This is a genomic window from Mycobacterium sp. ELW1, from assembly GCF_008329905.1.
Classification (GTDB): Bacteria; Actinomycetota; Actinomycetes; order Mycobacteriales; family Mycobacteriaceae; genus Mycobacterium.
Genome location: NZ_CP032155.1, coordinates 1,356,156 through 1,381,073 on the forward strand (window position 1 = coordinate 1,356,156; position 24,918 = coordinate 1,381,073).

Consider the following 24,918-nt stretch of genomic DNA (forward strand, 5'->3'; position numbering starts at 1 on the left):
GCCAGTGTGTTTGCTTGATATTGGGACGACCGAGCCAGGCGGATGTGTCAGCTCGCCGAAAGCAGAACGCGTGCGGCGAACGCTTTACCTAAATCGGGTGCGGAGGCTTAATGTAACCGTCGTGGACGGGGACGGCGGGGGCCGAGGCAACGCAACTAGTCGTGAGCAGGACGCGGTTCGACTTCTTTTGTTAATCGATGGCGCGGCGGAGGCCTTGCCGGGCCCGATTCCCGACGACGAAGCGTTGGCTGACGCAGTTGGAGTCGTCGAGGGGCAAATGCGATTGCAGAAGCTCGACTTCTGGCTCCGAAGCCCGGATTACCTAGCCGACGAATTGCTCAACGATTACGAAAGAAGTGGTGAGCCGCGACTTCTCGAACTGGCGGCACAGATCTTGGACTCCGAAGAGCCGGAGGTGCGTCGATATCCCATGCTGCGCCATCATTTCGGCGCCTATGAGCCGCTGGATGACGCTCTGGCGGTCCTGCGCAGTGCAGGGTTGATCGTGAGGCGTCGGCGCGGGCAGATCGGCCACACCTCGCGCCACGATTATTACTTGCTCAACCGTGGCCGTGAAATAGCTCAGACGGTTGTTGCAGAGGCGCCGCCATTTCGCTATTACGTGGATCGAGTGCAGTTGGTGCTTGACCTCGCTGATGGGCGTGGAGGGAATGACTTGAAGACGCGTCAATACCTCCAGCTGGAGTACGCGACCACCGAGCGAGGGGCGCGCATCGGCAGTATCAGCGCACGCGCTCGCGAGCGACTGTCCCAGCTCCGTGAGGGTTCCACAACTGGAGGGGCACACTTGTGACGAAGCAGGAGGCGAAAGCAACAGGGCAGGTCGGGTCGCTGGTTGGCCGGATCGCTGCTGTGGCGCATACGTCGGAAGATGACGTCCTGGAGGTCTTTACGACCTACGGAATCCCGTTGACTTACCCGCCATCCCGGCCTCGGCGCATCCGCGTTCACCGCTTGCGCCTCCACGGAGTTCGTACAGGCTCCGGTCACGACGGGACTTTTGATCGCACGTTCGTCTTCGATAACGAGTTCACTGCGTTGGTGGCTTCCAACCTGCGCGGGAAGACCAGCGTGCTGGAGCTGATCACCTGGTGTTTGAGGGGATCGCCGCGCGACAGGTTGCAGGCGGATGTTCGCCGGTGGTTGTCGGGAGTCGAGCTTGATGCGACTGTTGCGGGCCAGGCTCTCGGATTCCGACTGTCGCTGCAGGACGGAAGTTTGACTCAAGGAATCGTGCTGACTGCCACGGACCTCGATGCCCTCGGCAATCAAGCCTCGGTGTTGATCGACACCCAAGAATCAGACGACTTCGCCGCGCAGGTCGCGACGTTCATGCTCGATCGCCTTGACCTGCAACCCGTTGTCAATTCGGTCAAGAAGGGGGAAGACGACGTCGGCACGCAAACACACGGTTGGCCCGCATACTTCTCCGCGATAAACCTGCCGGCAGGCCCCGACAAGCCGCTCGTCGGCGAGCAGTCTATGGGTGGCTTGGCTGGCCGATTGCTCCAAGTATTCCTCGATCTACCGGCGGCCGCTGTCCTCACACGGGTGAAGGCCGTACGCGACGTCTTGGAGGCCGAGCAGGATGCCCGCGGAGAGCGCACCCGTGTGGCCACCGAGCAGCGGGCTGCAGATCGAATGCGCGCACAAGCGGCACTCAGCGCGGCCGAGGAGGAGCTCTCCCGACTTGTCGAGAGGTCACCTGGCCCTTCGTTAACCGACCTGGCAGATAACGCAAGCCGGTCTGCCCGAGAAGTCGCCGACGCTCAAGACGAACGGGACGAGCTAAATGGCATCTTTCGAGAAGCTCGACGACAGCGACAATCCGATGAGAAGACGTTGAACGATCTAAGGGAAAATGAGGTTGCGAGGATTTTGTTCCACGGACTGGATCCTCGCGCGTGCCCTCGATGTGAAACTCCAATCACGAAGCAGCGCCGCGAGACTGAAGTCAGTTCCCACCGTTGCGCGGTGTGTACAACCGAGGTTGTTGGCGAAGCAGAGGACCCTCAGGAAATCGTCGAGGAGGCTGCGGCACGGCTAGAGGGCAGCCGTGCCGCGGAGCATCGGGCGAAGGAAGACCTCGAATCAGCTGAGTCGAATCTGCTGCGGCTCACTCAACAGTTGGCAACGGCGCAGGAACAACTGCGGGCTGACGGGACCGCTGGCACAGTACGTGAGCGCGTGAACGCAGAACTCGAGGTCGCCCGATGGAACGGTGCGCTCGAAATGTTGCCAGAGGCCCTAGGGGCGGGCAATGGGGAGCCGGATACCGTTGTGAAGGTCCTGGCCGCAGCGGACAAGGTCCTAGACCAAGACAGCAAGGTCGCAGCTTCTGATCTGCTCGCTGAATTGAACACTGAGATAACGGAACTTGGTCATCGATTTGGTATGACAGCGCTCGAAAGAGTGGAGATCGACCGAGCTGCCCGATTGAAGATCATCAAAGGCGGTGGGGCGCAGTCGTATTTTGGTAAGCAGACCCCGGGTGAGCAGGTACGACTACGAATCGCCGTCGTTATTGCATTGCTGCGCATAGGTGCTCGAAGGGGGATCTCGACCCATCCTGGCTTGATCATGCTCGATAGCCCGAAGGCCGAAGAGGTCCAGGACCTGGACGCGACGGCACTCTTTTCCGAATTGGCGCAGTTGGCAACGGATAACCACATCCAAGTGTTGATCACTACGGCCGACTTCGACGTCAGCCAAGCTGCATTGCCTGCCGACTATTTGATAGCGGCCGACGAAGGCGTTCCGCTGTGGTGAAAACCCCGAGCTCGCAGCCACTTTCGCTCAACGGACTCTGATATGACAGGCCTGACCGAACATCTGCGGGACGCGGCGGCTGCGGGCCTGCTGCCCGAGCTCACCGATATCCGCGCGGAAGGTGCCGACGAGGAAGCTCGTGAGATCGCGGCGGGCCCGTACGCTCCAATCTTGGCAGAAGCACTGGCTGCGGCGATGGAGATGGGCCTAGACGAGTGGCACCTAGCTATCGCGAGATTCATCGACGCACTGCCATATCAACGGAGCCTGCTCGCGCTGGCCGGCAGCGTGGATGCACTTCTTGGAAGCAAGCGGATCCTCGAGACGTATGGACCACAGGTGTCCAACGCGCTTCTGCACGACCTCACCACGTTGATCAGCTCCAAACCTCTGCTCGCCGCAGGTCGCTTAGAAGGAGCAGTCCGTCTTGCGATTGCTGGGGCTAGTCCGCCGTTCGCAGTGCTCAGTCACCTGACGGAACTGCCGAAATCGATACCAGAAGAGTTCGCCGAACGTCTCCCTCGGTTGGTCGGGGCAGCCAGCGATTGCTGGGCGAGTAATGATGTCATCGCCGCGGCGCTGCACGGCGCATTGGAAGAGTTGCGCCACGATCCTGCCGCTGGAATAGACGCCGTGTATGAATTGGGTTGCTGGGGAATACGTTCCGCACTCAATGCGGAATCCTTGCCGTCGGCAATGCATGCATTAACGACCGCCCGGGCGGATTTCACAACTGTCGATGCCGCCGAGGAAGGCCGCCATGACGCGCAGACGTATGCTGCCGCATGTGACGCACTGCTTGCGTTCGCGGCTCAGGATAAGGCCCGGATGGCGGATGCTAGTGGACGACTTGATGAATCGCTGAGTCAGCGGAGTGCGTGGCTCAGCGGGATGCATGCGCCGGCCTGGCTGCAGCCCAGACTTGCTGCGGAACTATCGTGGCGACGACTGGTACTGCTACTGCAGGCAGCAGCGAATCGCTTGGACGAAATCGTCTGGCTCGATGTCTGGGAAGCACTTTCCACTGTTCTCGATGCCTATGCACAATCACGGACAGCACGCCCACTACCCGGCTTGCTTGCGTCACCCGGACTGGCAGCCGTCGTCGAGCCGACGATCGAGAATGCGCTTCTGGAAAAGCAAAGCCTGCTCGCCGCATTGCGGCGTGTGTGCGTTGAGGTGCCGAGTGCGGACCCACTACCCTTTGATCGAGCTACCGCCGATCAGCTTCTCGGTCGAATCGAGGTCGTTGCGGCACGATCGCGCGAAAGCGAATCTGTTACAACAGAATTGGACGGCGACAAGGACGATGACGACGAACCCGTCGACTCGCCTCGGCTGTACCTTCTTGCACCGTCGCTCGTTCATGTCCTTGGTGCGGCACACGCCGAGGACCTCGCAAACGGATTGACCGACAGCAAGCTTCGGTTGTTGGAAGGCGTTGTACAAACGAGGGAACTCGCCCGATCGCGAACCTCGCATCCGGTCCTGGATAGCCTTCTCGACGACTTGCTTCAGCAGATGGCACAGTCACCGGACTTTGTTGGTGAGACACGAAAAAGCTTTGGTCTGCTTCTGGAGCAGACTCTGTTGTTTCTCCTTAGCCGCGCTGACCTCACAACCAAGACATGGGGACTGGGGGAGAAGATTAAGGACTATCGGCGAGTGCTAGAAGACGGTGACCCGCGGCCTGTTGAGGCTGATCTGCAGTACGACTTCCATCAATGGCTCCAAAGCGGTCCATTGAGTGGATTGGTCGCGGTAGAGCGGAGTGATATCGCAATCGGTCGCGCGGACGTCATTGTCACCTTTGGCACCGTTCGATACCTCACCGAGATCAAGAGAGAACTTACCGCTTCGGATCCGAACGATCTGGAAGAAAAGTACCTTCACCAAGCTGCCGAATACGGCAATACAAACGTGCCTTTCGGGCAACTGCTCGTGCTTGACCTGACCCCACACCCCGACGGCACGCTGAGGCTTGACGAGTCGGTATGGCTAGCCAAGCACTGCCCGGCTGGCGCCACTAGAGAGCGCATGGTGGTAGTCGGAGTCGTTGCAGGCAACCGCCTGACTCCCAGCGGTCTCTCCACGTAGCTACCCGTTGGCCGTCGCGGAAGGTCACTCCTCTATCTCTCGCTAGATGGACCGGCAGAAAGGGCGGCGCACGATTTCTCGATTCGGCGACGTTCCGTCACGTGTGGTGCCACTCTCGATGAAGAGCAGTGATGCTCTTGGAGCACGTGATGTCGGTTTGTGTGGATGTCGACGTATCTTCCGCGGTGATCGCGTTTCGGCCCGCCGCGGGGGAAGAGCGGTGTCTGCCGGCCGGTCGTGTGCCTGCGTCGGCGTTGTTGGCGGCGAGTCCGTGGCGGACGTTTCGGTGGTATTTCGGTCAGCGGCACTATTCGGGGACGTATTGGTCGTCCACGACAGGTGATCACGTTATCTATGAGTCGCGGCTGGAGCTGTCGTGTCTGATCCGCGCAGACTTCGAGCCAGATGTACGTGCGATGGTCGCTCAGCCATTCTTGTTGAGCGCCGACGTCGGAGGTCGGCTCCGTCGGCACATTCCGGACTATCTGTGGGACACCGTCGATGGCCCGGTAGTCGTGGACGTGGTGCGCGCGGAGCGACTGGCTCATCCGGATGTTGAGGCGTTGTGCGCGTGGACTAGCGAAGTCATCAGCTCGCTTGGCTGGGATTACCAGGTGGTGTCCGAGCTGGCGCCAGTGCGGTTCGCGAATATCCGCTTCTTGGCGGGCTTTCGGCGCGACTGGTTGGTGTCTTCAGAATTGCGCGAGACGGTCCGGCTGGCGATACCGGTATTCATCGGTCATCCAATTGCACACGCGGCGAGCGCTTTCCCGGAACTCTCGCCTCCGCTGTGTCGCGCTGCGGTCTTGAACTCGCTATGGCGCCACGAACTGTCCGCTGGCCTCGATGAACCGTTGAGTTCGTCGACGATATTGGAGAGGCCATGAAACCTGCTGCGGCCGACGTGCGGATCGGCACCCGGTTTGTGTACGACGGCGAGATCGCGGAAGTGGTCGAATTGCACTACGCGCGGGGTGATGTGGTGCTGGCGACGAAGGATCTCCGCACGGGAACGTTTCGGCGAATCGCTCTGAAAGAGTTGATGTTTTCAGATCAAGTCCGCCTGCTCGGCGACGACCTGAATCCTGAACTATCCGACTATACGACCCCGGCGGCCGTGGTGTGGGATGCGGCCTCGGAAGCCGAACGATGTGTTGCTCGTGAGCGTGCGGCGCATGTACGCGAAGTGCTGACCGGCTATCGCTCGGGCAATGCGCGGACCGCTTCAGCGTTCGAGCCGCGAGCCGCGTACCGGCTCAATACTGCTCGTACCGAGCGCATTGCTGCCAAGGCCCGTGAATTGCATTGCGGATTCCGCACGGTCGAGCGGCCCGGATCATTGCGGACCGAGCTCGTTTCGCAGTCTTCGAGCGCATCGCGCTCGACATCATGATCGAACACACTGACTCATCCCGTCCCAGCAAGCAGCACATCATTGCCCAGGTACGAGCCCGCATCGCCGCTACCTATGGCCCCGGCGTGATTCGGCTGCCCGGAAAGTCCACGGCCTACACAATTCTGGACAACCTCGAGCGACGCCATCCGATCTTTCATCATTCGTCAAAACGTAACCGGGACATCGCTGCTCGACCGCTTGAGGCCTACGGCATGCTGCGCCCAGCGCGGCCGGGGGAGTACGTGTTGATGGATACCACGCGCCTGGATGTGTTCGCGATGGACCCGCAGACGCTGCGGTGGACGAGCGTGGAGTTGACGGTCGCGATGGACTGGTATTCGCGATGCATCACCGGATTACGGCTGACCCCCGGGGCGGCGAAGGCCTTTGATGCCGCCACTGTGCTCTATCAATGTCTGCGGCCGGCTCCGGCGGGGCGGGGTTGGCCGGCTGAGGCGGTGTGGCCGCCGCACGGGATCCCGAAATCGGTTCTGATCGACGCCGAGGCGTTGGATGCTGAGAGTGTCTTCGCCGCGTCACCGGCGATCGCGCCCGAGACCGTGGTGGTCGATCACGGCAGGATCTACGTAGGGGAGGCGTTGACCAGTGCGTGCCGGCAAGCGGGGATATCGATCCAGCCGGCCAGGATTCGCACGGGGCGAGACAAGGGACCGGTGGAGCGGTTCTTCCGCACGGTTCGGGAGGGGTTCTCGCAAGAGCTGCCCGGCTACAAGGGCCCCGACGTGTACTCCCGTGGGCTGTCACCGGAAACAGAGGCCTACTTCTTCCTCGACGAGCTCGAAGCGCTGATGCGGGAGTGGGTGGCGTGCGTCTATCACCGGCGCCCCCATGACGGAATCGGAGAACCGGGGCTGTGGTCGTTGGGCATGTCACCGGCGCAGATGTTTGAACACGGCATCGCTCGGGCCGGCTATCTGCAGGTGCCCCGCGATCCCGACCTGGCGTATCGCTTCCTGCCGGTGGTGTGGCGCACCATCCAGCACTACGGCGTGGAAGTCAACGGCCGGATCTATCGGGGCCGCGTGCTCGTCGACTACGTCGGCAAGAAGAGCCCCTTCACTGAGCAGAAGGGCAAGTGGCCGTTTCAGGTCAACCCCGATGACATCCGCCAGATCTTCTTCTTCGATCTCCACCACACCCGAACATGGCACCCACTGCTGTGGACACACGCATCCCTGTTGACGGCACCGATGAATGAGGACGGCTTGGAGTTCGCGCGCCGGCTCGCCAAAGCAAGACACCCCGTGTTCGACGATCAGTTGGCGCTGGCGGAGCTGTTGGAACGACGCAATCTGAGCCAGGGCCGGACCCCAGCGGAACGTCGCGCCGCCCTGCGGGTGTGTCGCGAACAGTCCTCTCTGGAAACCGATTTGGCCGCTGCGATCAGTGTCAGCGCGCTTCCGACCGCACAGCGGGTCCTGGCCGGCATCGACCCCGCCCAGGCAGCCGCTGATGAGGCCGCATCCATCGGCGACGATCTCGATGATGTCCCGTTCGCTGCCGCCGACGGCGTGTACGACGACACCCTGGAGGACCTGTGACCACCAAGACGGCGGCGCCGCCGCCGGTGTCCCATCTGGACAACCTCACCCTGGCGCGGAAGGAAGGCTGGGGTGACTTCGTGCACGCGCCTGCGCGTGTGCGCCCGGAATCGCTGTCCAAGAGCCAGATTCGTCGACTCGGGGAGGGCGGTGCCGACGAGTACAACCGTCGGCGCACGGATTGGCACAATAACCTGGGCCCGTTCAAGACCCCGATGCTCGTCTCGGTCCACGAAGCGTTGTGGGACATCGTGGACTGCAACCAGCAAGACGGCCAGCACGCCAAAGGCTCCGTCGCTATCGACGGCTACCCCGGCCTTGGAAAAAGTTGTGCCGTCGAAGAATTCGCCAAGAAATATCACCAGCGTGAAGTCGCCCGCTACGGTGACTACACCCGCGCCGGCGACGAACGGTGGCCGGTCTGCCGGGTCGGCTTGCGCGGCAACACCAGCATGAAAGACTTCAACACCGCCCTGTGTGACTTCTACGCCCACCCCGGCCGGCGGCGCGGACCACGACACTATTGGGGAAATGGGCGCTGGACTGTGTCCTGAGCTGCGAGACCCGGCTGTTGATCGTCGACGACGTGCACTTCCTACACTGGCAACAACACGGCGGAATCGAGATCAGCAACCACTTCAAATACATCGCCAACGATTTCCCCGTCACCCTGTTACTCATCGGAGTTGGGCTGGGGGAGCGCGGGATTCTCATGGAAGGCCCGGCCTACGAAGACGCTGTCCTCGCCCAAACGCTGCGCCGCACCACCATGCTCGACATGCGGCCCTACGCGGTGAACACCGAGCGGGCACGGCGCCAGTGGCGCACCCTGTTGAGCACTGTGGAAGAACGATTGATCCTGGCCAACAAGCGCCCCGGGATGCTCACCGACGGCGAGATGCTCGATTACCTGTTCATCCGCAGCACCGGACACATCGGTTCGCTGATGGAACTCATCCGGCGCGGCTGCGCGCGGGCGATCCGCACCGGCACCGAATCATTAACGCGCACAGTGTTGGACGCGTTCCGCATTGACAGCGCTGCCGAGCGCGCTCGGGCCGAGCTGGAGATCGCGTTTCGCGCTCGGCGCCTCAGCGCGCAACCGAAGACAGCCCGCGCCAGGGTGTCGTGAATTCGTTCATGATCGGAGCTCGACCGCCCGACGGCCGGTCACTGTTATCGGATCTTGAGGCCCTGTCCCGGCGGCAATCGGACGCCGATCCGGAGGGTCTGCGGACTCTTCCGCTGCGCACGGATCCGTTGCCCGGTGAATCGTTGCACTCTTGGCTGCAAGCCTGCGCAGTGCGGCTCGGCGTCTGCGTGAGCGATCTGTACGACCATATGGGCCTGCGTGGTGGGGACCTTCGCCGGCGCGTCAATGTCGAGAATGTGATCCTCGAGGATAGGGCCGTGCTCAGTGCTGTCACCGGCTACTCGGCCGCCGACATCCAAGCGCTGACACTGGCGCACTATGCAGCCGTTGCCGCCGAGATCTTCGGGCCACCAGAGCGGTTGACCACGCTGGCTCGATGGCACCGCGTCGCCGGATCCCAATTCTGCCCGCAGTGCCTGGCCGCCAGCGGGGGCCGGTGGAAGCTGGAGTGGCTGCTGATCTGGACGTTCGCCTGCACCCAGCATCGCTGCCTGCTGGCAGATCGCTGCCCGACCTGCGGTCGCCGCCAAGGAACGCGGCCGTTGACTGGGCAGACGCCGCCGCGACCGGGTCACTGCCACTGCCCGGTCCCTGGTACCGGCCGGACCCGCGCCCGCTGCGACGCAGACCTAGGACAGGCCCCCGTCATGGAACTGGGTGCTGATCATCCCGCGCTGGCCGCGCAGAGCGCCATGTCCGCCCTCCTGGCCAGTGGAGTCGTCACGTGGGGTGCCTACCGCCGCCACGCCCGGCCCACAGCCGACGTCCTGGCCGATATCCGGCTGCTGGGACGCAACATCCTGGCCGCGGTGCCCGGTCACTACCTGGACCAGCTTGTTCCGCCCGATCTCGTCGCCGAATACAGCACGGCGCTCAGCCCCCACCCGATGCGCCGCAAGGACACAGCCGTCAGCTCGCACCAGTGGTCCACCGGGCCGCCCATCATCAGAGCCGTGGCCATCTCCGCCGCGCTGCAGGTCTTGGGCTCATCCGATCGTCACACCGCCGCCGCGCCGCTGGCGCAACTTCCCAGCGATGTCGACCGCTACGACCTGCACCGGACATCGATGTCCGACGACCCCGGCACCCAAACGGCAAGTCCGGTCCTGCAAGCGATTCAGCTGATCGCCGCCGAGGCGCAACTCAGCCCTGTCGATCAACTCCACTACCGGCTCGGAACCCCGTTCCCGCAGCGGCCACGTAACGACGGCGCCCGCCGCCACCGCCTGCTGCGGTGCACGCCGTCAATGCTGTGGCCCAGCTGGGCGTTGCGACTGTGCCCCCGGTCGTTCTACCAACCCTCCGCGCGCACCGCACTATCGGTGGCCGTACTGCTGGTATCCACCAGTCTCGACGTCGACGAGGCGGCAGCGATATTGGGCAATGGGGTGACGCCATACAACGTCGTCTTCCTGCTCTGGCGTCTCAAAACATCAGGACGCTGGGAGGACATCCGAACCGCGCTCATCCGCCTCTCCGACCATCTGGACCGCGACGGCGCACCGATCGACTACGACCGCCGACGCCGACTCAACTACACCGGACTGCTGCCTGAGGCGCAGTGGAAGACGTTGTCCGCAGCATCCGGATACAGCCGCAAGGGCTCGCCACTGCGCGCCGATATCTGCGTGAGCAAGTGAGTGGGGTACCTGAGGCTGCCGCGGATGATTACCGAGCCTCAACCATCGGCGCACATCTGAATGAGTTCCCTCGGCGACTCACCCCTGCACTGTCCGAAGGCCTGCACGCCTGCGCAGTGAACTTCCTTGCGGGACAAGGTATCCACGATGAACCCGTCGCGTGGGAGCCGCCAATAGACCTGATAGACACACTAGGCCTGCCCGGATGTGGCATCGACGACATCGACATCACGCGCCTACACCGGCTGGTCCCCAATGAACGATTGCGAATACCGACTATTGCGCGACGCCTTGACGTGAACACTGGCCTCGTCCGGTACGCGCTCGAGCGGTGTCCTGCACCGCCTCGAGTGCCGACACCGCAGACACCGCGCGTCGGGGCCCTGCGACCGGGCCGCGCCTATCAGCGTGCCGTGCAGGCGCTGCCCGCGGACCGTCTGCGCGAGCTCTACGTCGATGAGCGAAAGAGCCTGCGCACCATCGGCGCCATCGTGGGCGTCAGCGACTCCACGGTGAAGAGGCTTGCCCGGGACTACGGCCTCACCCTCCGCAAGCCGGGCGGGAAAGCCAGCCACTCCGTAGACCCCAACTGGCTCTACACCGAATACATCACCAAACACCGGTCCATGAATGACATCAGCCACGAACTCCACATGGGCCCGGTAACGCTCACTACCCTCGCGACCAAACACGGTATCCCGGTGCGTACCCGCAGCCGCCGCACGCGTGCCGAGCTCGCCGCCAATCACATCATCCCAGCCGTCTTGGTCCCTGCTCTGATCGGACACGGCGGCTGGGAGCGACTGCAGCGCTTCGCGGTCATCGCACAGCATCACCGTTTCGTTGACGCGGGCCACGTGCTGGGAACAAACGTTCCTGCCGTCGCCAGCACTGTCCAGCGACTGGAACGCGACTTCGGGCACGACCTTGTGCTCCGATCACCGGTACGGCTCACCTATTTCGGCACAAACGTACTTGCAGCGATCACCGAACTCGCACACCACGGCGGCCCCTAAACACCTACCGCACCACTCACCACGGGGGTCTGCTTTCGCAGACTACCCACCGCTTGTCCAGCGATGACGGGACTGCCCCGAGTTCAGTTGACTCGCGGGGTGTGAATTCAGGCCGCGGTTGCGACTGATGTGTGGAGCAGTTCGAACTCTATCGGGGTAAGCCTGCCAAGTGCGCGTTGCCGGCGGCGACGGTGGTAAGTCCGCTCGATCCAGGACACGATCGCCAGGCGTAGTTCGGCGCGGGTGGACCATCGGTGTCGGTCGAGCACGTTGCGTTGCAGCAGGGCGAAGAACGACTCCATTGCGGCATTGTCACCGCACGCTCCGACTCGTCCCATCGATCCGTGTAACCCGTTGTGTGACAGTGCGTGGACGAACTTCCGAGATCGAAATTGACTAGGTTCAACCGGTCGAAGCAACACCCTGAAAATTTGGAGGGTGTTCGATGGTTCGTCGGCAGCAAGCAGCGGATCGTGCGGTTGCGCGTGCGATGAGGTCGCCGGGGGCGCCGCGGCTTCAGCGCGAGATCGAGCGGTTGTTTTGGATCGAGATTGCCAAGGGCCTCTTGCCGGCGGTCGCTGCCCTCGCTGTCGGCGTGTCGGCGCCGGTGGGGCAGCGGTGGTTCCACAACGCTGGCGGCATGCCACCGTTCGATCTCACGCCATTGTCGGGACGTTACCTGTCTTTCCATGAGCGCGAGGAGATCGCGCTGCTGAGGGTCCAAGGTGCTGGAGTCCGCCGGATCGCTGGGGCGATTGGTCGAGATCCCTCCACCGTCTCGCGTGAGCTGCGCCGCAACGCTGCCACTCGCGGATACACATCGGAGTACCGCGCGTCGGTTGCACAGTGGAAGGCCGAGCTGAGCGCCAAGCGCCCGAAGCCGGCCAAACTAGTCACCAATGAGAGGCTGCATGCCTATGTCCAGGAACGGTTGTCGGGCCAGATAAGCAGACCCGACGGTTCGATCGTGGCCGGGCCGCAGCGACCGCGATGGACCGGCAACAACAAGCCACACCGCAAAGACCGAGCATGGGTGCAGGCCTGGAGTCCAGAGCAGATTGCCAACCGGATCAAGCTCGACTTCCCCGATGATGAGTCCATGCGTATCAGCCACGAGGCGATCTATCAGTCGCTCTACATTGAAGGCCGCGGTGCGCTCAAGCGCGAGCTGGTCTGGTGTCTTCGCACCGGGCGAGCTCTACGCGCGCCACGGGAGCGGTCCCGCCGCAAGGCCTGGGCGCACGTCACACCGGAGACGCTGATCAGCGAACGCCCCGCAGAAGTTGCTGACCGCGCGGTTCCTGGGCACTGGGAAGGCGATCTACTGATCGGACTGGAGCGCTCAGCCATCGGCACCGTCGTCGAACGCACAACGCGATTCACCATGCTCGTCCACCTGCCCCGCGAGCAGGGTTACCGGCACAGGCACACGATCAAGAACGGTCCAGCCCTGGCTGGCTACGGCGCGATCACCATGAAAAACACACTGGCCGAGACGATGTCGACTCTGCCAGCTCAGCTGGCGCGATCTCTGACCTGGGACCGAGGCAAGGAGATGTCCGCGCACGCCCAGTTCAAGGTGGAGACGGGTATACCTGTGTTCTTCGCCGACCCGCAATCACCATGGCAACGCGGAACGAATGAGAACACCAATGGTCTTTTAAGGCAGTACTTTCCGAAGGGCACCGACCTCTCCCGATGGACCGCAGAAGACATCGAAGCCGTCGCTCACGCCCTCAACACCAGACCCCGCAAGACACTCGGCTGGAAAACGCCCGCGGAGGCATTCAACGACCAGCTACTCTTGCTCCAACAAGCCGGTGTTGCGACAACCGATTGAATCCGCCTTGGCTGCCTCTGTCGGAGTGGACAATCGTCGAAACCGGCGAACGCAAGGCCACGGCGTTGGTCAAGGCGGCCACCGCCAGTGAGGACTTCATGCGGGAGTCGATCGAGTAGCCGACGATTCGGTTGGAGTAGACGTCTTTGATGGCGCAGAGGTAGAGCTTGCCTTCATCGGTCCGGTGCTCGGTGATGTCGGCCAGCCAGACCTGGTTGGCGGCCTGGGCGCTGAACTGACGTTGCACGAGGTCGTCGTGTACTGGTGGTCCGGATCGGCGGTTCAGTCCACGCTTCTTGGCGAAGATCGACCAGATTCGTTCCTGCGAGCACAGCCGCGCGACGCGGTTCTCGCCGGCGGTGATCCCACGGTCGGGCAACTCATCAGCGATGAACCGGTACCCGAAGGCGGGATCATCGGCGTGGATGTCGCGGGCGGCGTTGATCAGGTGCGCATCATCCCAATCACGCTGCGATACAGGAGCTTTCCGCCATTTGTAGAACGCCTGGGTAGAGAATCCCAGGACCCGGCAAGTCACCGTGACGGGTATCCCGTCGGCGGCAAGGTCAAGGACCAGCGGGTACATCATTTTGGGTTGGCGTCCCGCGACAAGTATCCGACCGCGCGGCGCATCACCTCAGCCTCCTGCTCGAGGAGCTTGATTCGCTTGTGCGCCTCACGCAGCTGCGCTGCTACGTCCTCGCCGGCTGCGGCAGGACCGGGCCGGTCGACACCGTCCTCGCGGTCGGCGATCTTGAGCCAGCGGTGCAGGCAGGCCTCCGAGATCCCGAAGTCCTTCGCGATCTGGCGCATCGGCGCCTCACCCTTGCGGGCCACAGCGATGACATCAGCACGGAACTCGGCAGGAAACGGCTTCGGCACGAGATTGATCCTTCCAGCAAGGACGAATCCTCACAGGTCAGGAGTCAACCAAACCGGGGGCAGTCCCGACCCAATGCCGAACCGCCACCAGCGCCGCACTACTAGTAATACCCAACGGGTAGTGCACTACTAGTAATACACTGCGTCTGACGTGTCGCGTTGCGTGAGGAAGCGCGCCGCATGGCTTCGGCGACCGACAATCTCCAGCCAAGCCCTGAGAAGTGTCGGCCGCGCAGGTACTCGTGCTAAGGAGCCGTGAGTGCCACAGCAAGCTTCGCCGTACTCTGCCGGGCCCACTCCCGTCCGGACGTTACCGCTGCGGGTACAGCCGGCCGCGGGGGAGTCCCTCGACTCGTGGGTGGACGCCCTGGCCAGCCGCCACGGTGTGACGGTCATCGACATCATGCAATTTCTGAACATCGACCCTCGCGCGACGAGGGGAGCGGCGTGGGCCGAGGCGGAAGCTGACCATCTCGCACTGACTGCCGGGGTGCCACGCGACGAGATCCGGGCCATGACATGGCAACACCTGACCGCAACCGGCACAACAATATCCGGCGGCGTCACGCTGCCCGTGCACACGTTCGTTCAACCCGTTTCCCGGTTCTGCCCCCACTGCCTGAGCGGCACCGGCGGCCGCTGGAAATTGAGCTGGCGATTACGCGCCGCGATTGCCTGCCCGATCCATGGATGCCTCCTCGCGGAGGTGTGCCCACGCTGTCGCAGCCCCCAACGTCGACACCCCGCCTACCGCAACTGCGTTCCGCATCTCGGGCACTGCGCCAACCGCGTCCATCACGGGCGCGACAACCAGCCCTGCGACTACGACCTATGTCACACCACCGTCAAGTACCTGCCCCGCAACCACGTACTCCTCATCGCCCAGCGCCGCCTCGACGCCATGATTGGACCACCGCGATCGCCTCTACCGATCTATGGAGCCGACCGCCCGCCGGCCGCAGCGATCCTCTACGACATTGGCTTTCTCGCCGACCTGCTTGTCGCCGCCGCGCCCACACAAACCCTGTTGGGGTATGCGGTCAGATGCTGGTCGAATACCCCTGAGTGCCCTCTACCAGTCTCGGCGTCAATACCCCGCGGCATACTGGCAGTGGCCTCAGCGGTCGCTCTCTTGTCATCGCACAATGGCGACCAAGCGACCGCGTCAATGCACAAGATCTGCGGCGGCGCACTCGTTGTCGCGTCGCGGAGCTTCGGAAAAGGCAGACGATCGCGGCTGACCCCCACCGTACAGGCCCTCACCGCGCCGATCCACATCACCGGTATCACACACAAACAAACCCCCGGCACGGCGCGCATGCCGGTGCACGCCGCTGAGAAGGTCGCTGCACGCACCGCCGACCCTTCACGGCTGTGCGAAACTCACAACGGATGATGTATCACTAGTAGGGCTGACTTGAATCGACGGTACCGACACGCTGAGCACCGTGCCTACCCGCCCAAGCCAGAACGACCCCGAACGGGTCGCGCAATGGGAATACTGGCGCGAGGTGGTTGGTGCCAACATCCGCAAGCAGCGCCTCAAAGCAGGCTTCAGCCAAGAAGAACTGGCGTTTGTGCCGGCACCTCGAGGTCGCCGAGTCGACGTGGCATCGCTGGCTTGCCTAGTACGGCGGGATGAAGGCCAACGAGGCGAAGCGGCTCAAGAGCTTGAGGCCGAGAACGCCCGGCTTAAGAAGTTGGTTGCTAACCAGGCCTTGGACATCGACATGCTCAAGGATCTCTCGGCGGACGCTCCTATAGATGTCAAATGCTGATTTTGGCGTAATCGGCGCGTAGTGCGTGAAAGATTTCGCGGGCCAGGTAGCGCTTCTGACAGCGAATGATTTCGGGCATGGACAGGCCCTCTGCGGTTCGGCGGTCGGCGTAGGCGCGGCTGCGCTGGTCGTAGCGAAGGCGCACGACGGCGGCGATGTGTAGCGCACTGTTGCCGGCCCGGTCGCCGCCGCGGTGCAGGCGGTGTCGGTTGGTTTTGCCCGACGACGCTGGGATCGGGGCGACGCCACAGAGGTGGGCGAACGCGGCTTCGCTGCGTAGCCGGTCGGGGTTGTCACCGATGGTGATCAGCAACGCGGAGACGGTGTCGGGGCCGAGCCCGAATATGGCGCTGGTGGCAGGTGCGGCCGATTGGGTAAGTTCATCGAGTTGCGTTCGTAGAGAGCGTGTTTCGGTGTCGAGATGTTGAACCCGCAGGGCTATCGACCGCAAGGCGAGTTTTGCGGCTTGGATGGGCTCGGTGAGGTTGGCCAGGTCAGGCCGCAGACGTGCGCAGGCAGCGACAAGCTTCGCTGATGACAGGGGCCGCAGCTGGGTGCGCAACGGCTCGGGGGCGGTGATGACTATCGACCGCAGGGTGTTGAGTGCGGCCGTGCGGGCCTTGACTGCTCCGTTGCGGGCAACGCGCAGCATCCGGATGGCTTCGATCGGACCGTCGGCCAGCTTCGGCGCTCCGCTTGCCGTGCCTGCCAACACGGTTCGTGCAGCCGCTTCAGCGTCGATCGGATCGCTCTTGCCGCGTTGCCGGCGGATGCGACGGTCAGGACGCGGTACCTCGAGCACGTCGATGCCTTGATCGTGCAGGTAGCGGGCCAGCCCTGCCCCGTAGGCGCCGGTTCCTTCGACACCGACCTGCCCAAGCTTTCCGTGTGCGCGCATCCATGTCAGCATCGATGCGTAACCGGTGGGTGTGGCGGGGAATTCGGCATCGGCGATCAGTCGGCCGTTGAGGTCGATGACTGCGGCGTGATGCGTTGCCGTGTGCGTGTCGACGCCGCCGATGATGGATCGTTTGCTGCGTGCCATGTTAGGGCTGGTTCCTCTCGTTGGCCGGGTGTCGTGCCGAGAGGTGGACAGGCCAGTGATGAGCCGCGGACGAGCACGCTCCTATCAGGTCACACCCTTCGCGCCGAAGCCCGAGTTCTTTTCTGTGGTGGGCACCGGTCCGAGGCTCGACAGGTCCTTTGAAAGGCACTCGATCGGCCAGGAAATTTCGGAGTCACAACCTCGGGACGGCGTCCAGAAACCATCATCAGTGGAAACTTCTGACCCCGAACCGCAAGCGCAGTGCCGTCATTGCGCTGCGTGAGCGGTTCGGGGTATCTGAGCGCCGAGCCTGCTTAGTCGTCGGTGTGCACCGCTCCACGATGCGGCTGACACCGGCGCCGGTCACCACCGAGGAGACCGAGCTGCGGGCCTGGTTGCGCCGGTTCTCCACCGACCGACCGCGCTGGGGGTGGCGCCGGGCAGCGAAGATGGCCCGCCGAGCCGGCTGGAAGGCCAACAACAAGCGCATCCGTCGACTGTGGCGTGAGGAGGGCCTGCGGGTGCCTCAGCGGCGCCGCAAGAAGCGGCCGACCGGGATCGGTGTCGCCGTGGGGGCGATGTCGCCGATCCGGCCGAATGTGATCTGGGCGATGGACTTTCAGTTCGACACCACCGCCGACGGTCGCACCCTCAAGATGTTGAACGTCATCGACGAGTTCACCCGCGAAGCCCTCGCCATCGAGGTCGATCGCAGCATCGATGCTGACGGGGTCGTGGCTGTGCTGGATCGGCTGGCTCTGCTTCACGGGGCGCCGTATTACGTGCGTTTCGATAACGGCCCCGAGTTCGTGGCGCACGCCGTGTCTGATTGGTGCCGATTCAACAGTGCCGGTTCACTTTTCATTGATCCGGGGTCGCCGTGGCAGAACGCGTGGATTGAGTCATTTAACGGCCGACTGCGTGACGAGCTGCTCAACCTGTGGCGGTTCGATTCGCTGCTGGAAGCCCGAGTGATCATCGAGGACTGGCGCTGCGATTACAACGCCAACCGGCCCCACTCCGCCCACGGCGACCGCACCCCAGCCGAGTTTGCCCTACAGTGGGCCACGACCCACCAACCGAAAGTCGCATAGCGACTGGACCACCAAACGGGTCCCCCTCACCGCCATGGTGGCGCTGTCACGACAGCTCGCAAAGGAACTCGCACCGCATGTCAGGGTCAACGCACAGTGTCCGGATATCACGAGTGAAGAGGGAACGTTGAAGCTCGAAGCGATGCGTACCACTATTGGACAAGGTGCCATCAAGGCGAATGGGACGTGCTCGGGAGGCAGCAAGTGGTGCCCTGTATCTCGCCTCGGAAGCCTCGAGCGACAGCACCGGGCAGGTGCTGTTCGTTGGTGGCGGGCGAACCGAACTCATTAGCCCGGACTGATCACTCGCTGGGCGTTGCGGCGTTTGCTCATGGAGAGCGCCTTGCAGCAGCGAGCCGTGTCGATGTTCCATTGGGTGTGGTGGAAGAACAGTGGAATCGTGACCACCTTGCTGTTGCGTATGGCGGACTCTTTGGTGAGCCAAGCGTATTGATCGGCCCCACCAGTTGTCGACGACGGTCGAAAACCAGGCCAGACGCGACGGGGTGGTTTCTAGGGACGGTCGCAACACTTCTCTAGATTCTGGAGGTTGTGTTGGCATCGTCGCGTCGGGTGAAGAAGGGGCCGGGGCGGCGTCCGCTGTCGGCCAAACGTCAGCGATTCATGGAGTTGCGGGCCAGAGGGTGGAGCATCCGTGCCGCGGCCCGGGAAGTCGGTGTGTCCCGGTCCGCGGCGACGAACTGGACCAGCGGTTACAAGGTCGTCCGCAACGGCGTCGAAATCAGGTTCGTCCCACCGTTGGATCGGCTCGAGGTGCGCGAGATCAGCCCGCGCTACCTGTCCCAGGACGAGCGCATCGAGATCGGTGATTTACGGCGCGCCGGATTGAGCATGCGGGCGATTGCCAAGCGTCTCGGCCGAGCGCCGTCAACAATCTCCCGGGAGTTGCGGCGCAACGCGCCGACCGGCCGCGGATACCGACCTTTCGATGCTCATCGCCACGCGGCTGCGCGTCGAGCCCGTCGCCATCGACGCCGAGTCGACGTCAATGTTGAGCTGGGCCGCGTGGTCGCCGAGCTGCTCGGTCGGCGGTGGAGCCCACAGCAGATCAGCCGGCACCTCAAGTTGCGCTTCCCCGCTGATCGGTCGATGTGGTTGTGCCATGAGAGTATCTATCAGGCTGTCTATCAACCGAATTCGCGGTTCCTAAGACCATCGCGTTAGCGGAGGTGTCAGATGGTTTGTGTAAGGGGTGTGGTGTCCTGACGGAGAGTCGACACTGATGACTGTGATTGATCCTGAAGCTCGTGAGCAGCGGCGTCGTGAGATGAAAGCGGCCACCGACAAGCTCAGGGCCTCCGGCGCCCTAGATGATTTGTTCGCCAAGATTGACGCCGGTGAGGTTGAACTCGACGGCCATGACGGGCTGATCCAGCAGCTGATCAAAGCCGGGCTCGAACGCGGCCTGCAGGCCGAACTCACCGATCACCTCGGCTATGAACGCGGCGATCCCGAGGCCAGTTTGATCCCGAATTCCCGTAACGGCTCGTATCCGAAAACGGTGGCCTCTCAGGTCGGCGATGTCGAGCTGGCGATCCCGCGTGATCGTGACGGCACGTTCTCACCGACGTTGGTGCCCAAGGGATCTCGCCGCCTTGGCGGCCTGGATGAGATGATCATCTCGCTGTATGCCGGCGGGATGACACTCCGCGATATCGAACATCACCTGGCTGCCACGATCGGCACCGACATCAGTCGCGAGACGTTGTCGAAGATCGTCGATGAGATCAGTGACGAAGTTCTGGCCTGGCAGCGCCGGCCGCTGGAACCGTTCTATCCGGTGATCTACCTCGACGCCCTGGTCGTCAAGGTCCGCGACGGCGCCCACGTCCGCAATAAACACGCCCACCTGGCCGTGGGCGTCGATATGGACGGCATCAAGCACGTCCTGGGGATCTGGGTCCAAGCCGCTGAAGGGGCGAAATTCTGGGCGGGGGTGTGCGCTGAGCTGGCCAACCGCGGCGTGTCCGATGTGCTCATCGTCTGCTGTGACGGGCTGACCGGCTTCCCCGAAGCCATCGAGGCGACCTGGCCAGCGGCGACGGTCCAAACCTGTGTGGTGCATCTGATCCGCACCGCGATGCGGTTCGTGTCCTACAACCAGCGCAAAAAGGTCGCCACCGCCCTTAAACCGATCTACCAAGCCCCCGACGCCGAATCCGCTCTGGCTGAACTGGAAGATTTCGCCAAATCCGAACTCGGACAACAAAACCCGCACACCATCGCCGCGTTCCGCAACGCGTGGGAGCGGTTCACCCCGTTTCTGGCGTTCCCGCCCATGCTGCGCCGGGTCATCTACACCACGAACTCGATCGAATCGCTGAACTACCAGCTCCGCAAGATCATCAAAAACCGCGGCCATTTCCCCAGTGACGACTCCGTGGTCAAACTGCTCTGGCTAGCCATCTGCACCATCGAAGACAAACGAGCCCGAGAACGCGAAAAACAACGAGGCAAACCCCTCACGCAACGCACCGGCCCCGGCCGACTCATCGAAGGCCAAATCACCACCAACTGGAAACAAGCACTCGGCCAACTCGCCATCGCCTACCCCGACCGAATCAACCCCTACCTCTAGCCCACCCGACCTACCCACTTACACAAACAACTTGACAGGCTCCGGTTAGCGCCGCACCGCCGTTCACCGCTGCGCACCGGTCGAGATCACCGCCGCGCACACCAGCGACAACAGCGCCGGCGGGGACGCTTCCAACAACCCATGCTCACCATCCACGACCGGCCGTTCCTGCCCGTCGACCGGTCACAGGCAGGGCACTGGGAGGGCGATCTCATCATCGGTGACAACCACCTTTCGGCGATCGGCACACTGGTCGAACGCCAGACCCGAACACTGCGCCTCATCCATCTGCCCCGCGCTGACTCTGACTCGCTGCACACCGCTCTGGTCGACCGGATGCGGGACCTGCCGCCCGAGCTCATGCGGTCGATCACCTGGGACCAGGGCACCGAGATGGCCCGACACCTCGCGACCGCTGACAAGCTCGGGGCACCGGTCTACTTCTGCGACTCCCGATCACCCTGGCAACGCGGCACCAACGAGAACACCTATTGGTGCAAAGTGAGTCGTGCCCGAACATCTTCGACGGGAGAGGTTCGGGTTGGGCAGTTGGGTGACTCGGAGAACACGTGCCGCTTCAGGCCTTCCGTTGATTTGTCCACAGCTGTCTATGGGGCGAGAGCCCTGACCGAGAGTGACTTGATAGAAGCCTGCTGAGCCGTCAACTCGCAATAGGTCTGTCCCTCGGTCAGGGCCCTCGCCGCTGTCCCGTCATCCGCGTGGGCAAACGAGAGGACATCACGATGGTGACAGTGGGGATCGACCCGCACAAGCACGTTCATGTCGCAGTGGCCGTCGATGCGGCCGGCAGGCGGATCGGCCAACCACTGACCGTGAAGAACGACGCACTGGTGATCACTAACCTGCTCAAGTGGATTCGGTCGCTCACCGATGACGCGCTCATCACCTGGGCCATCGAGGATGGTCGTGGGTTCGCCCGCCGTCTGGCCGATGGCCTACTACTGGCAGGTCATGAGGTGGTCTGGGTCCCGAGCCGTCTAACCGCAGCCCACCGCAAGCTGCACGCCGCCACCGGTTCCAAGTCCGACCCCACGGACGCTGCGGCTGCAGCTCATGCCGTGATCGCGACTCCCGACCTTGACCGGCACCGCATTGATGAACACGTCCGAGAGCTGCGGGTTTTGGTCGACTACCGCTCCGATGTGGTCAAACGCCGCACCATGGTGATCAACCAGATCAAAGCGCAGTTCCATGTCTGGCTCGACCACACTCCAGGCGACCTGTCACGCACCAAAGTGCTGAACACCCTGACTACACGGTTGGGCGCAGCACCGCTGCGCACTCATATCCGCCAGGCGCTCACCGAGATGATCGCCGAGATCGCCGACCTGAACCGACGTGTTCACGATCTGGACGCGACGATCAAGGATCTCGTCACCCCGCTTGCCCCGACACTCCTTGAGATCACCGGGATCAGCCACAACTCGGCAGCGGTGCTGATCTCCGAAATCGGTGACGTAACACGCTTTTCCACATCAGCCAAACTTGCCCGCTACACGGGCTGCGCGCCAATTCCGGTTTACTCCTCCGACAAAGAGCGCTACCGGCTACACCGAGGCGGGAACCGCCGACTCAACAGCGTGCTCTACACAGCCGCCATCGTGCAGAAGAGATGGCACCCCGCCGCGCAAGAACTACTCGCTCGCCACACACCCGCCAAAGGCGCCCGCGGCGCACGACGCATCCTGCAGCGCCACCTCGTCGACGTCGTACATCGGGCGATGATCACCGACCAGGCGTCATGGCAGCATCAGATCACCCGATATCAGCCCGCCGCTTGACATAGAAGCATCAACGGCCTGCTGCGTGACTACTTCCCCAAGGGCGTCACCCTCGCCAACTATTCGCTGGAGCACCTACTGGCAGTCGAGGACGAACTCAACCAACGCCCCCGAATGGTCCTCCAAGACCGTTGCCTCGCCGATCTATTCGCCACCCTGCTAGCGTCAAGCAGTCCGTTGGTGTTGCGACGTTGACTTGAACCCACCCCGTCGCTACTGGCCGGAACTTCAACCGTCGTCAACACCAGTAGTGGAGGTCACGCTAGCCTGGCGCACCGGTTGCGGGTCGGCGGCTGATGCTGTGCAGATTCACAGTGGTGATTACGTTCGTGGTCCGGCTGGAAATGGGGAGCGGTGAGCCTGGAACGAGAAGCCGATCGTCGAGAAGTGCAAGCGTCATGACCATGCCGATGCCGCCGGCTACCAGCCCAGCAAGACGCAAATAGACGCGACTTACGCGCTCTCCGGCACTTCTCGACAACAAGCCGTTTCCACGTGAAACTGTGTTCGAAACTCTTTATGTCAAAGCGTTGCTTGCGTGCCGAGCAAGGCCGAACTGACGTACGTCGAGGCAGGACCACCGGTTATCAGGCACACCTGAGCGTCCGGGACCGGATTTGGGGAATCGCCCCTGATCTGCCGAACTCCTTCGAGGACAACCTCCATGCCATGAATGAATCCTTCTGCCAGACATCCGCCGCTTGTATTGACCGGCAACTTCCCTTGGGGGCTGGTCAAATTCGAAAGCGTCATGACCTCAGCGACATTCTCCGCGTCGAAGAAACCGTGTTCCATCAACGCCCCGACACCCGCTGGGCTGAAGTTCTCGTAGACCTGTACGACGTCGACGTCGGTGGCGCTGAGACCGGTCTGTTGCCAAAGTCTGGCGGCCACCGAGGAGAAACCGCTGAGGCTGTACTCGCCAAAGTTTTCGACAGCGTCCCCGCCTCGGAAGGGTGCGCCCTGCGCGATCCCCAGGAGGTACACGGGTTGGCGCGATCGCGCACGCGCGGCTTCGGCTGACATCACGATCACCGCTGCGGCTCCGTCGGATTCCCGGGAACAGTCGTACAGACGATAAGGGTCGACGATCATCCTAGAGGCACGATACGTCGTCGGATCGAGTTCGTTGCCGTACGCTCTTGCTCGCGGATTGTTGCGCGCATGGAAGTAGTCGGCAAGTACCAGCGCTTCGACAGCTTCCGCTGGTATTGCGTACTTTTCGAGCATGAGCTTGGAACGGAGGCCGACCATCTGCGCTGCGACGCTAACGCCGTGCGCGAGATAGTGTGGGTCCGCGTGTTCCTGTTCGACACCTGTGTTGAATCGACCGAATTCCCGCTCAGCTATGGTTCGGTACACCACGACGATCTCAGCCTGCCCAGAAATTATTGCTGCCGACGCCATTCCAATCGCGGCGGGTATGCCGCCGCCGCCACCACCGGCGACCATGCTTGACCACCGCAGTTCTCGAGTCCCGAGCTCGTTCATTAGAAGCGTGCCGTTATGTTTGTCGTGGTGGTACGTCGCAAAGCCATCGATCTCGCCAGGCATGACTCCTGCCTCCTCGCAAGCGGCTACGATGGCCTGTAGCAACATCTTTCGCTCGGAGTAAGGTGATTCACCTCTGCGATAGAACGGAGTTTGACCGACCCCGGCTATCGCTGTGGCGCCGCGGAGTGTGTGATTAATCAATTCGCTTGTCTTTCATACAAATTGTGGGCGATAAGAGGGTAGGCATAATCAGCGCCCCACCAGCTTCCATCTCAAAACGGCCTCGTTGTTCGTCAACTCCGAAGGCTTTTGGATGACTCCCTCCACTTCCGCGTCTATGGCAAGCTCCTCGTCGTCACCGATGAGAAGACCGAGAAGGCGCCGATTCCCGGCGTCAGGCAATTCGACCAATACGTTGATGTACGGGACTAGACCTGCCATTTCAGGTGCGAATGCGTGATGCGTACGAATCCACGAGCGAACCACGCCGCGCACTGGGGTAGCCTGCCAGTGCAGCGTCCACGATCCACAGTCTCCACAACGCCACACCGGGAACCACCACCATGCGGCGCAGTCGGTGCAACGCTGCATTCGCAGCTCGCCAACACGAAGTCCTTCCCAGAAGGGGATATCGATACCGTCTGCGCGAGGACCGATACTACCGAGGGTGGGCAGCTCGTCTAAGCTCGTTTCGGGCATTGCTTGCCATCTGCCTTTCAGGTCAACGATC

15 protein-coding genes and 7 pseudogenes are annotated in these 24,918 nt (G+C 62.6%); 17 read left to right on the forward strand and 5 right to left on the reverse strand.

The window, feature by feature from the left end; translation table 11 throughout:
- The first annotated feature begins 121 nt into the window (after positions 1 to 121).
- The 9 genes and pseudogenes from D3H54_RS06330 (at position 122) to D3H54_RS06365 (ending at position 11,654) form a co-directional block, all read left to right on the forward strand.
- A complete protein-coding gene (locus D3H54_RS06330) occupies positions 122 to 814 on the forward strand; it encodes a hypothetical protein (RefSeq protein ID WP_210419655.1) in 693 nt (230 codons plus the stop codon).
- On the forward strand, positions 811 to 2,790 hold the full coding sequence (locus D3H54_RS06335) for a hypothetical protein (RefSeq protein WP_149378332.1): 1,980 nt from the start codon (positions 811 to 813) through the stop codon (positions 2,788 to 2,790). Before D3H54_RS06330 ends, D3H54_RS06335 begins: the two co-directional genes overlap by 4 nt.
- A gap of 42 nt (positions 2,791 to 2,832) precedes the next feature.
- Positions 2,833 to 4,887 carry a hypothetical protein gene (locus tag D3H54_RS06340; protein WP_149378333.1) on the forward strand — a complete coding sequence of 685 codons (2,055 nt, stop codon included), beginning with the start codon at positions 2,833 to 2,835 and terminating at the stop codon, positions 4,885 to 4,887.
- Positions 4,888 to 5,036: 149 nt separating this feature from the next.
- Complete coding sequence (locus D3H54_RS06345; RefSeq protein WP_286199137.1) at positions 5,037 to 5,774, forward strand: TnsA-like heteromeric transposase endonuclease subunit; 738 nt, start codon at positions 5,037 to 5,039, stop codon at positions 5,772 to 5,774.
- Positions 5,771 to 6,280 (forward strand): hypothetical protein, encoded by a 510-nt coding sequence (locus tag D3H54_RS31680; RefSeq protein WP_286199138.1) that lies wholly within the window; start codon positions 5,771 to 5,773, stop codon positions 6,278 to 6,280. The genes D3H54_RS06345 and D3H54_RS31680 overlap by 4 nt, the downstream gene beginning before the upstream one ends.
- Positions 6,277 to 7,845, forward strand: a complete 1,569-nt coding sequence (locus D3H54_RS06350) for a TnsB C-terminal domain-containing protein (protein ID WP_286199139.1) — start codon at positions 6,277 to 6,279, stop codon at positions 7,843 to 7,845. Before D3H54_RS31680 ends, D3H54_RS06350 begins: the two co-directional genes overlap by 4 nt.
- A pseudogene (locus D3H54_RS32330) lies at positions 7,842 to 8,977 on the forward strand (ATP-binding protein). Before D3H54_RS06350 ends, D3H54_RS32330 begins: the two are co-directional and overlap by 4 nt.
- Positions 8,974 to 10,638, forward strand: coding sequence for a TniQ family protein (locus tag D3H54_RS06360; RefSeq protein ID WP_168214792.1), 1,665 nt, complete (start codon positions 8,974 to 8,976; stop codon positions 10,636 to 10,638). The pseudogene D3H54_RS32330 and the gene D3H54_RS06360 overlap by 4 nt, the downstream one beginning before the upstream one ends.
- A 350-nt stretch (positions 10,639 to 10,988) precedes the next feature.
- A complete protein-coding gene (locus tag D3H54_RS06365; protein ID WP_149378335.1) occupies positions 10,989 to 11,654 on the forward strand; it encodes a helix-turn-helix domain-containing protein in 666 nt (221 codons plus the stop codon).
- 107 nt (positions 11,655 to 11,761) lie between these two features.
- Here the strand turns inward: D3H54_RS06365 and D3H54_RS06370 are convergent.
- A pseudogene (locus D3H54_RS06370) lies at positions 11,762 to 12,052 on the reverse strand (integrase core domain-containing protein); the annotation flags it as partial.
- A 47-nt stretch (positions 12,053 to 12,099) separates the two neighbouring features.
- Between D3H54_RS06370 and D3H54_RS06375 the strand changes: the two are divergent.
- A complete protein-coding gene (locus D3H54_RS06375) occupies positions 12,100 to 13,494 on the forward strand; it encodes an IS30 family transposase (protein ID WP_149378336.1) in 1,395 nt (464 codons plus the stop codon).
- Between the two features lie 7 nt (positions 13,495 to 13,501).
- Here D3H54_RS06375 and D3H54_RS06380 read toward each other — a convergent pair.
- A pseudogene (locus D3H54_RS06380) lies at positions 13,502 to 14,376 on the reverse strand (IS3 family transposase); the annotation flags it as partial.
- Between the two features lie 259 nt (positions 14,377 to 14,635).
- Between D3H54_RS06380 and D3H54_RS06385 the strand changes: the two are divergent.
- Together D3H54_RS06385 and D3H54_RS06390 are read left to right on the forward strand one after the other, a co-directional pair.
- The gene (locus tag D3H54_RS06385; protein ID WP_149378337.1) at positions 14,636 to 15,772 is read left to right on the forward strand and encodes a TniQ family protein; all 1,137 of its coding nucleotides are present in this window, start codon (positions 14,636 to 14,638) and stop codon (positions 15,770 to 15,772) included.
- Positions 15,773 to 15,951: 179 nt separating this feature from the next.
- Positions 15,952 to 16,127, forward strand: a pseudogene (locus D3H54_RS06390) (transposase); the annotation flags it as partial.
- A 16-nt stretch (positions 16,128 to 16,143) separates the two neighbouring features.
- Here D3H54_RS06390 and D3H54_RS06395 read toward each other — a convergent pair.
- Positions 16,144 to 17,199: an IS110 family RNA-guided transposase gene (locus D3H54_RS06395; protein WP_149378338.1), complete on the reverse strand. Its 1,056-nt coding sequence runs from the start codon at positions 17,197 to 17,199 to the stop codon at positions 16,144 to 16,146.
- A gap of 233 nt (positions 17,200 to 17,432) precedes the next feature.
- Here D3H54_RS06395 and D3H54_RS06400 point away from each other — a divergent pair.
- The 5 genes and pseudogenes from D3H54_RS06400 to D3H54_RS06425 form a co-directional block, all read left to right on the forward strand.
- A pseudogene (locus D3H54_RS06400) lies at positions 17,433 to 18,293 on the forward strand (IS3 family transposase); the annotation flags it as partial.
- Between the two features lie 555 nt (positions 18,294 to 18,848).
- Positions 18,849 to 19,475: pseudogene (locus tag D3H54_RS06410) on the forward strand (transposase); the annotation flags it as partial.
- 106 nt (positions 19,476 to 19,581) lie between these two features.
- A complete protein-coding gene (locus D3H54_RS06415; protein ID WP_432246577.1) occupies positions 19,582 to 20,892 on the forward strand; it encodes an IS256 family transposase in 1,311 nt (436 codons plus the stop codon).
- 63 nt (positions 20,893 to 20,955) lie between these two features.
- Positions 20,956 to 21,381 (forward strand): annotated as a pseudogene (locus tag D3H54_RS06420) (IS30 family transposase); the annotation flags it as partial.
- A 230-nt stretch (positions 21,382 to 21,611) separates the two neighbouring features.
- Positions 21,612 to 22,694: an IS110 family RNA-guided transposase gene (locus D3H54_RS06425; protein ID WP_286199142.1), complete on the forward strand. Its 1,083-nt coding sequence runs from the start codon at positions 21,612 to 21,614 to the stop codon at positions 22,692 to 22,694.
- Positions 22,695 to 23,216: 522 nt separating this feature from the next.
- Here D3H54_RS06425 and D3H54_RS06435 read toward each other — a convergent pair.
- A complete protein-coding gene (locus D3H54_RS06435) occupies positions 23,217 to 24,248 on the reverse strand; it encodes a thiolase C-terminal domain-containing protein (RefSeq protein ID WP_286199143.1) in 1,032 nt (343 codons plus the stop codon).
- A gap of 189 nt (positions 24,249 to 24,437) precedes the next feature.
- Complete coding sequence (locus D3H54_RS06440) at positions 24,438 to 24,887, reverse strand: Zn-ribbon domain-containing OB-fold protein (protein WP_149378342.1); 450 nt, start codon at positions 24,885 to 24,887, stop codon at positions 24,438 to 24,440.
- Positions 24,888 to 24,918 lie beyond the last annotated feature (31 nt).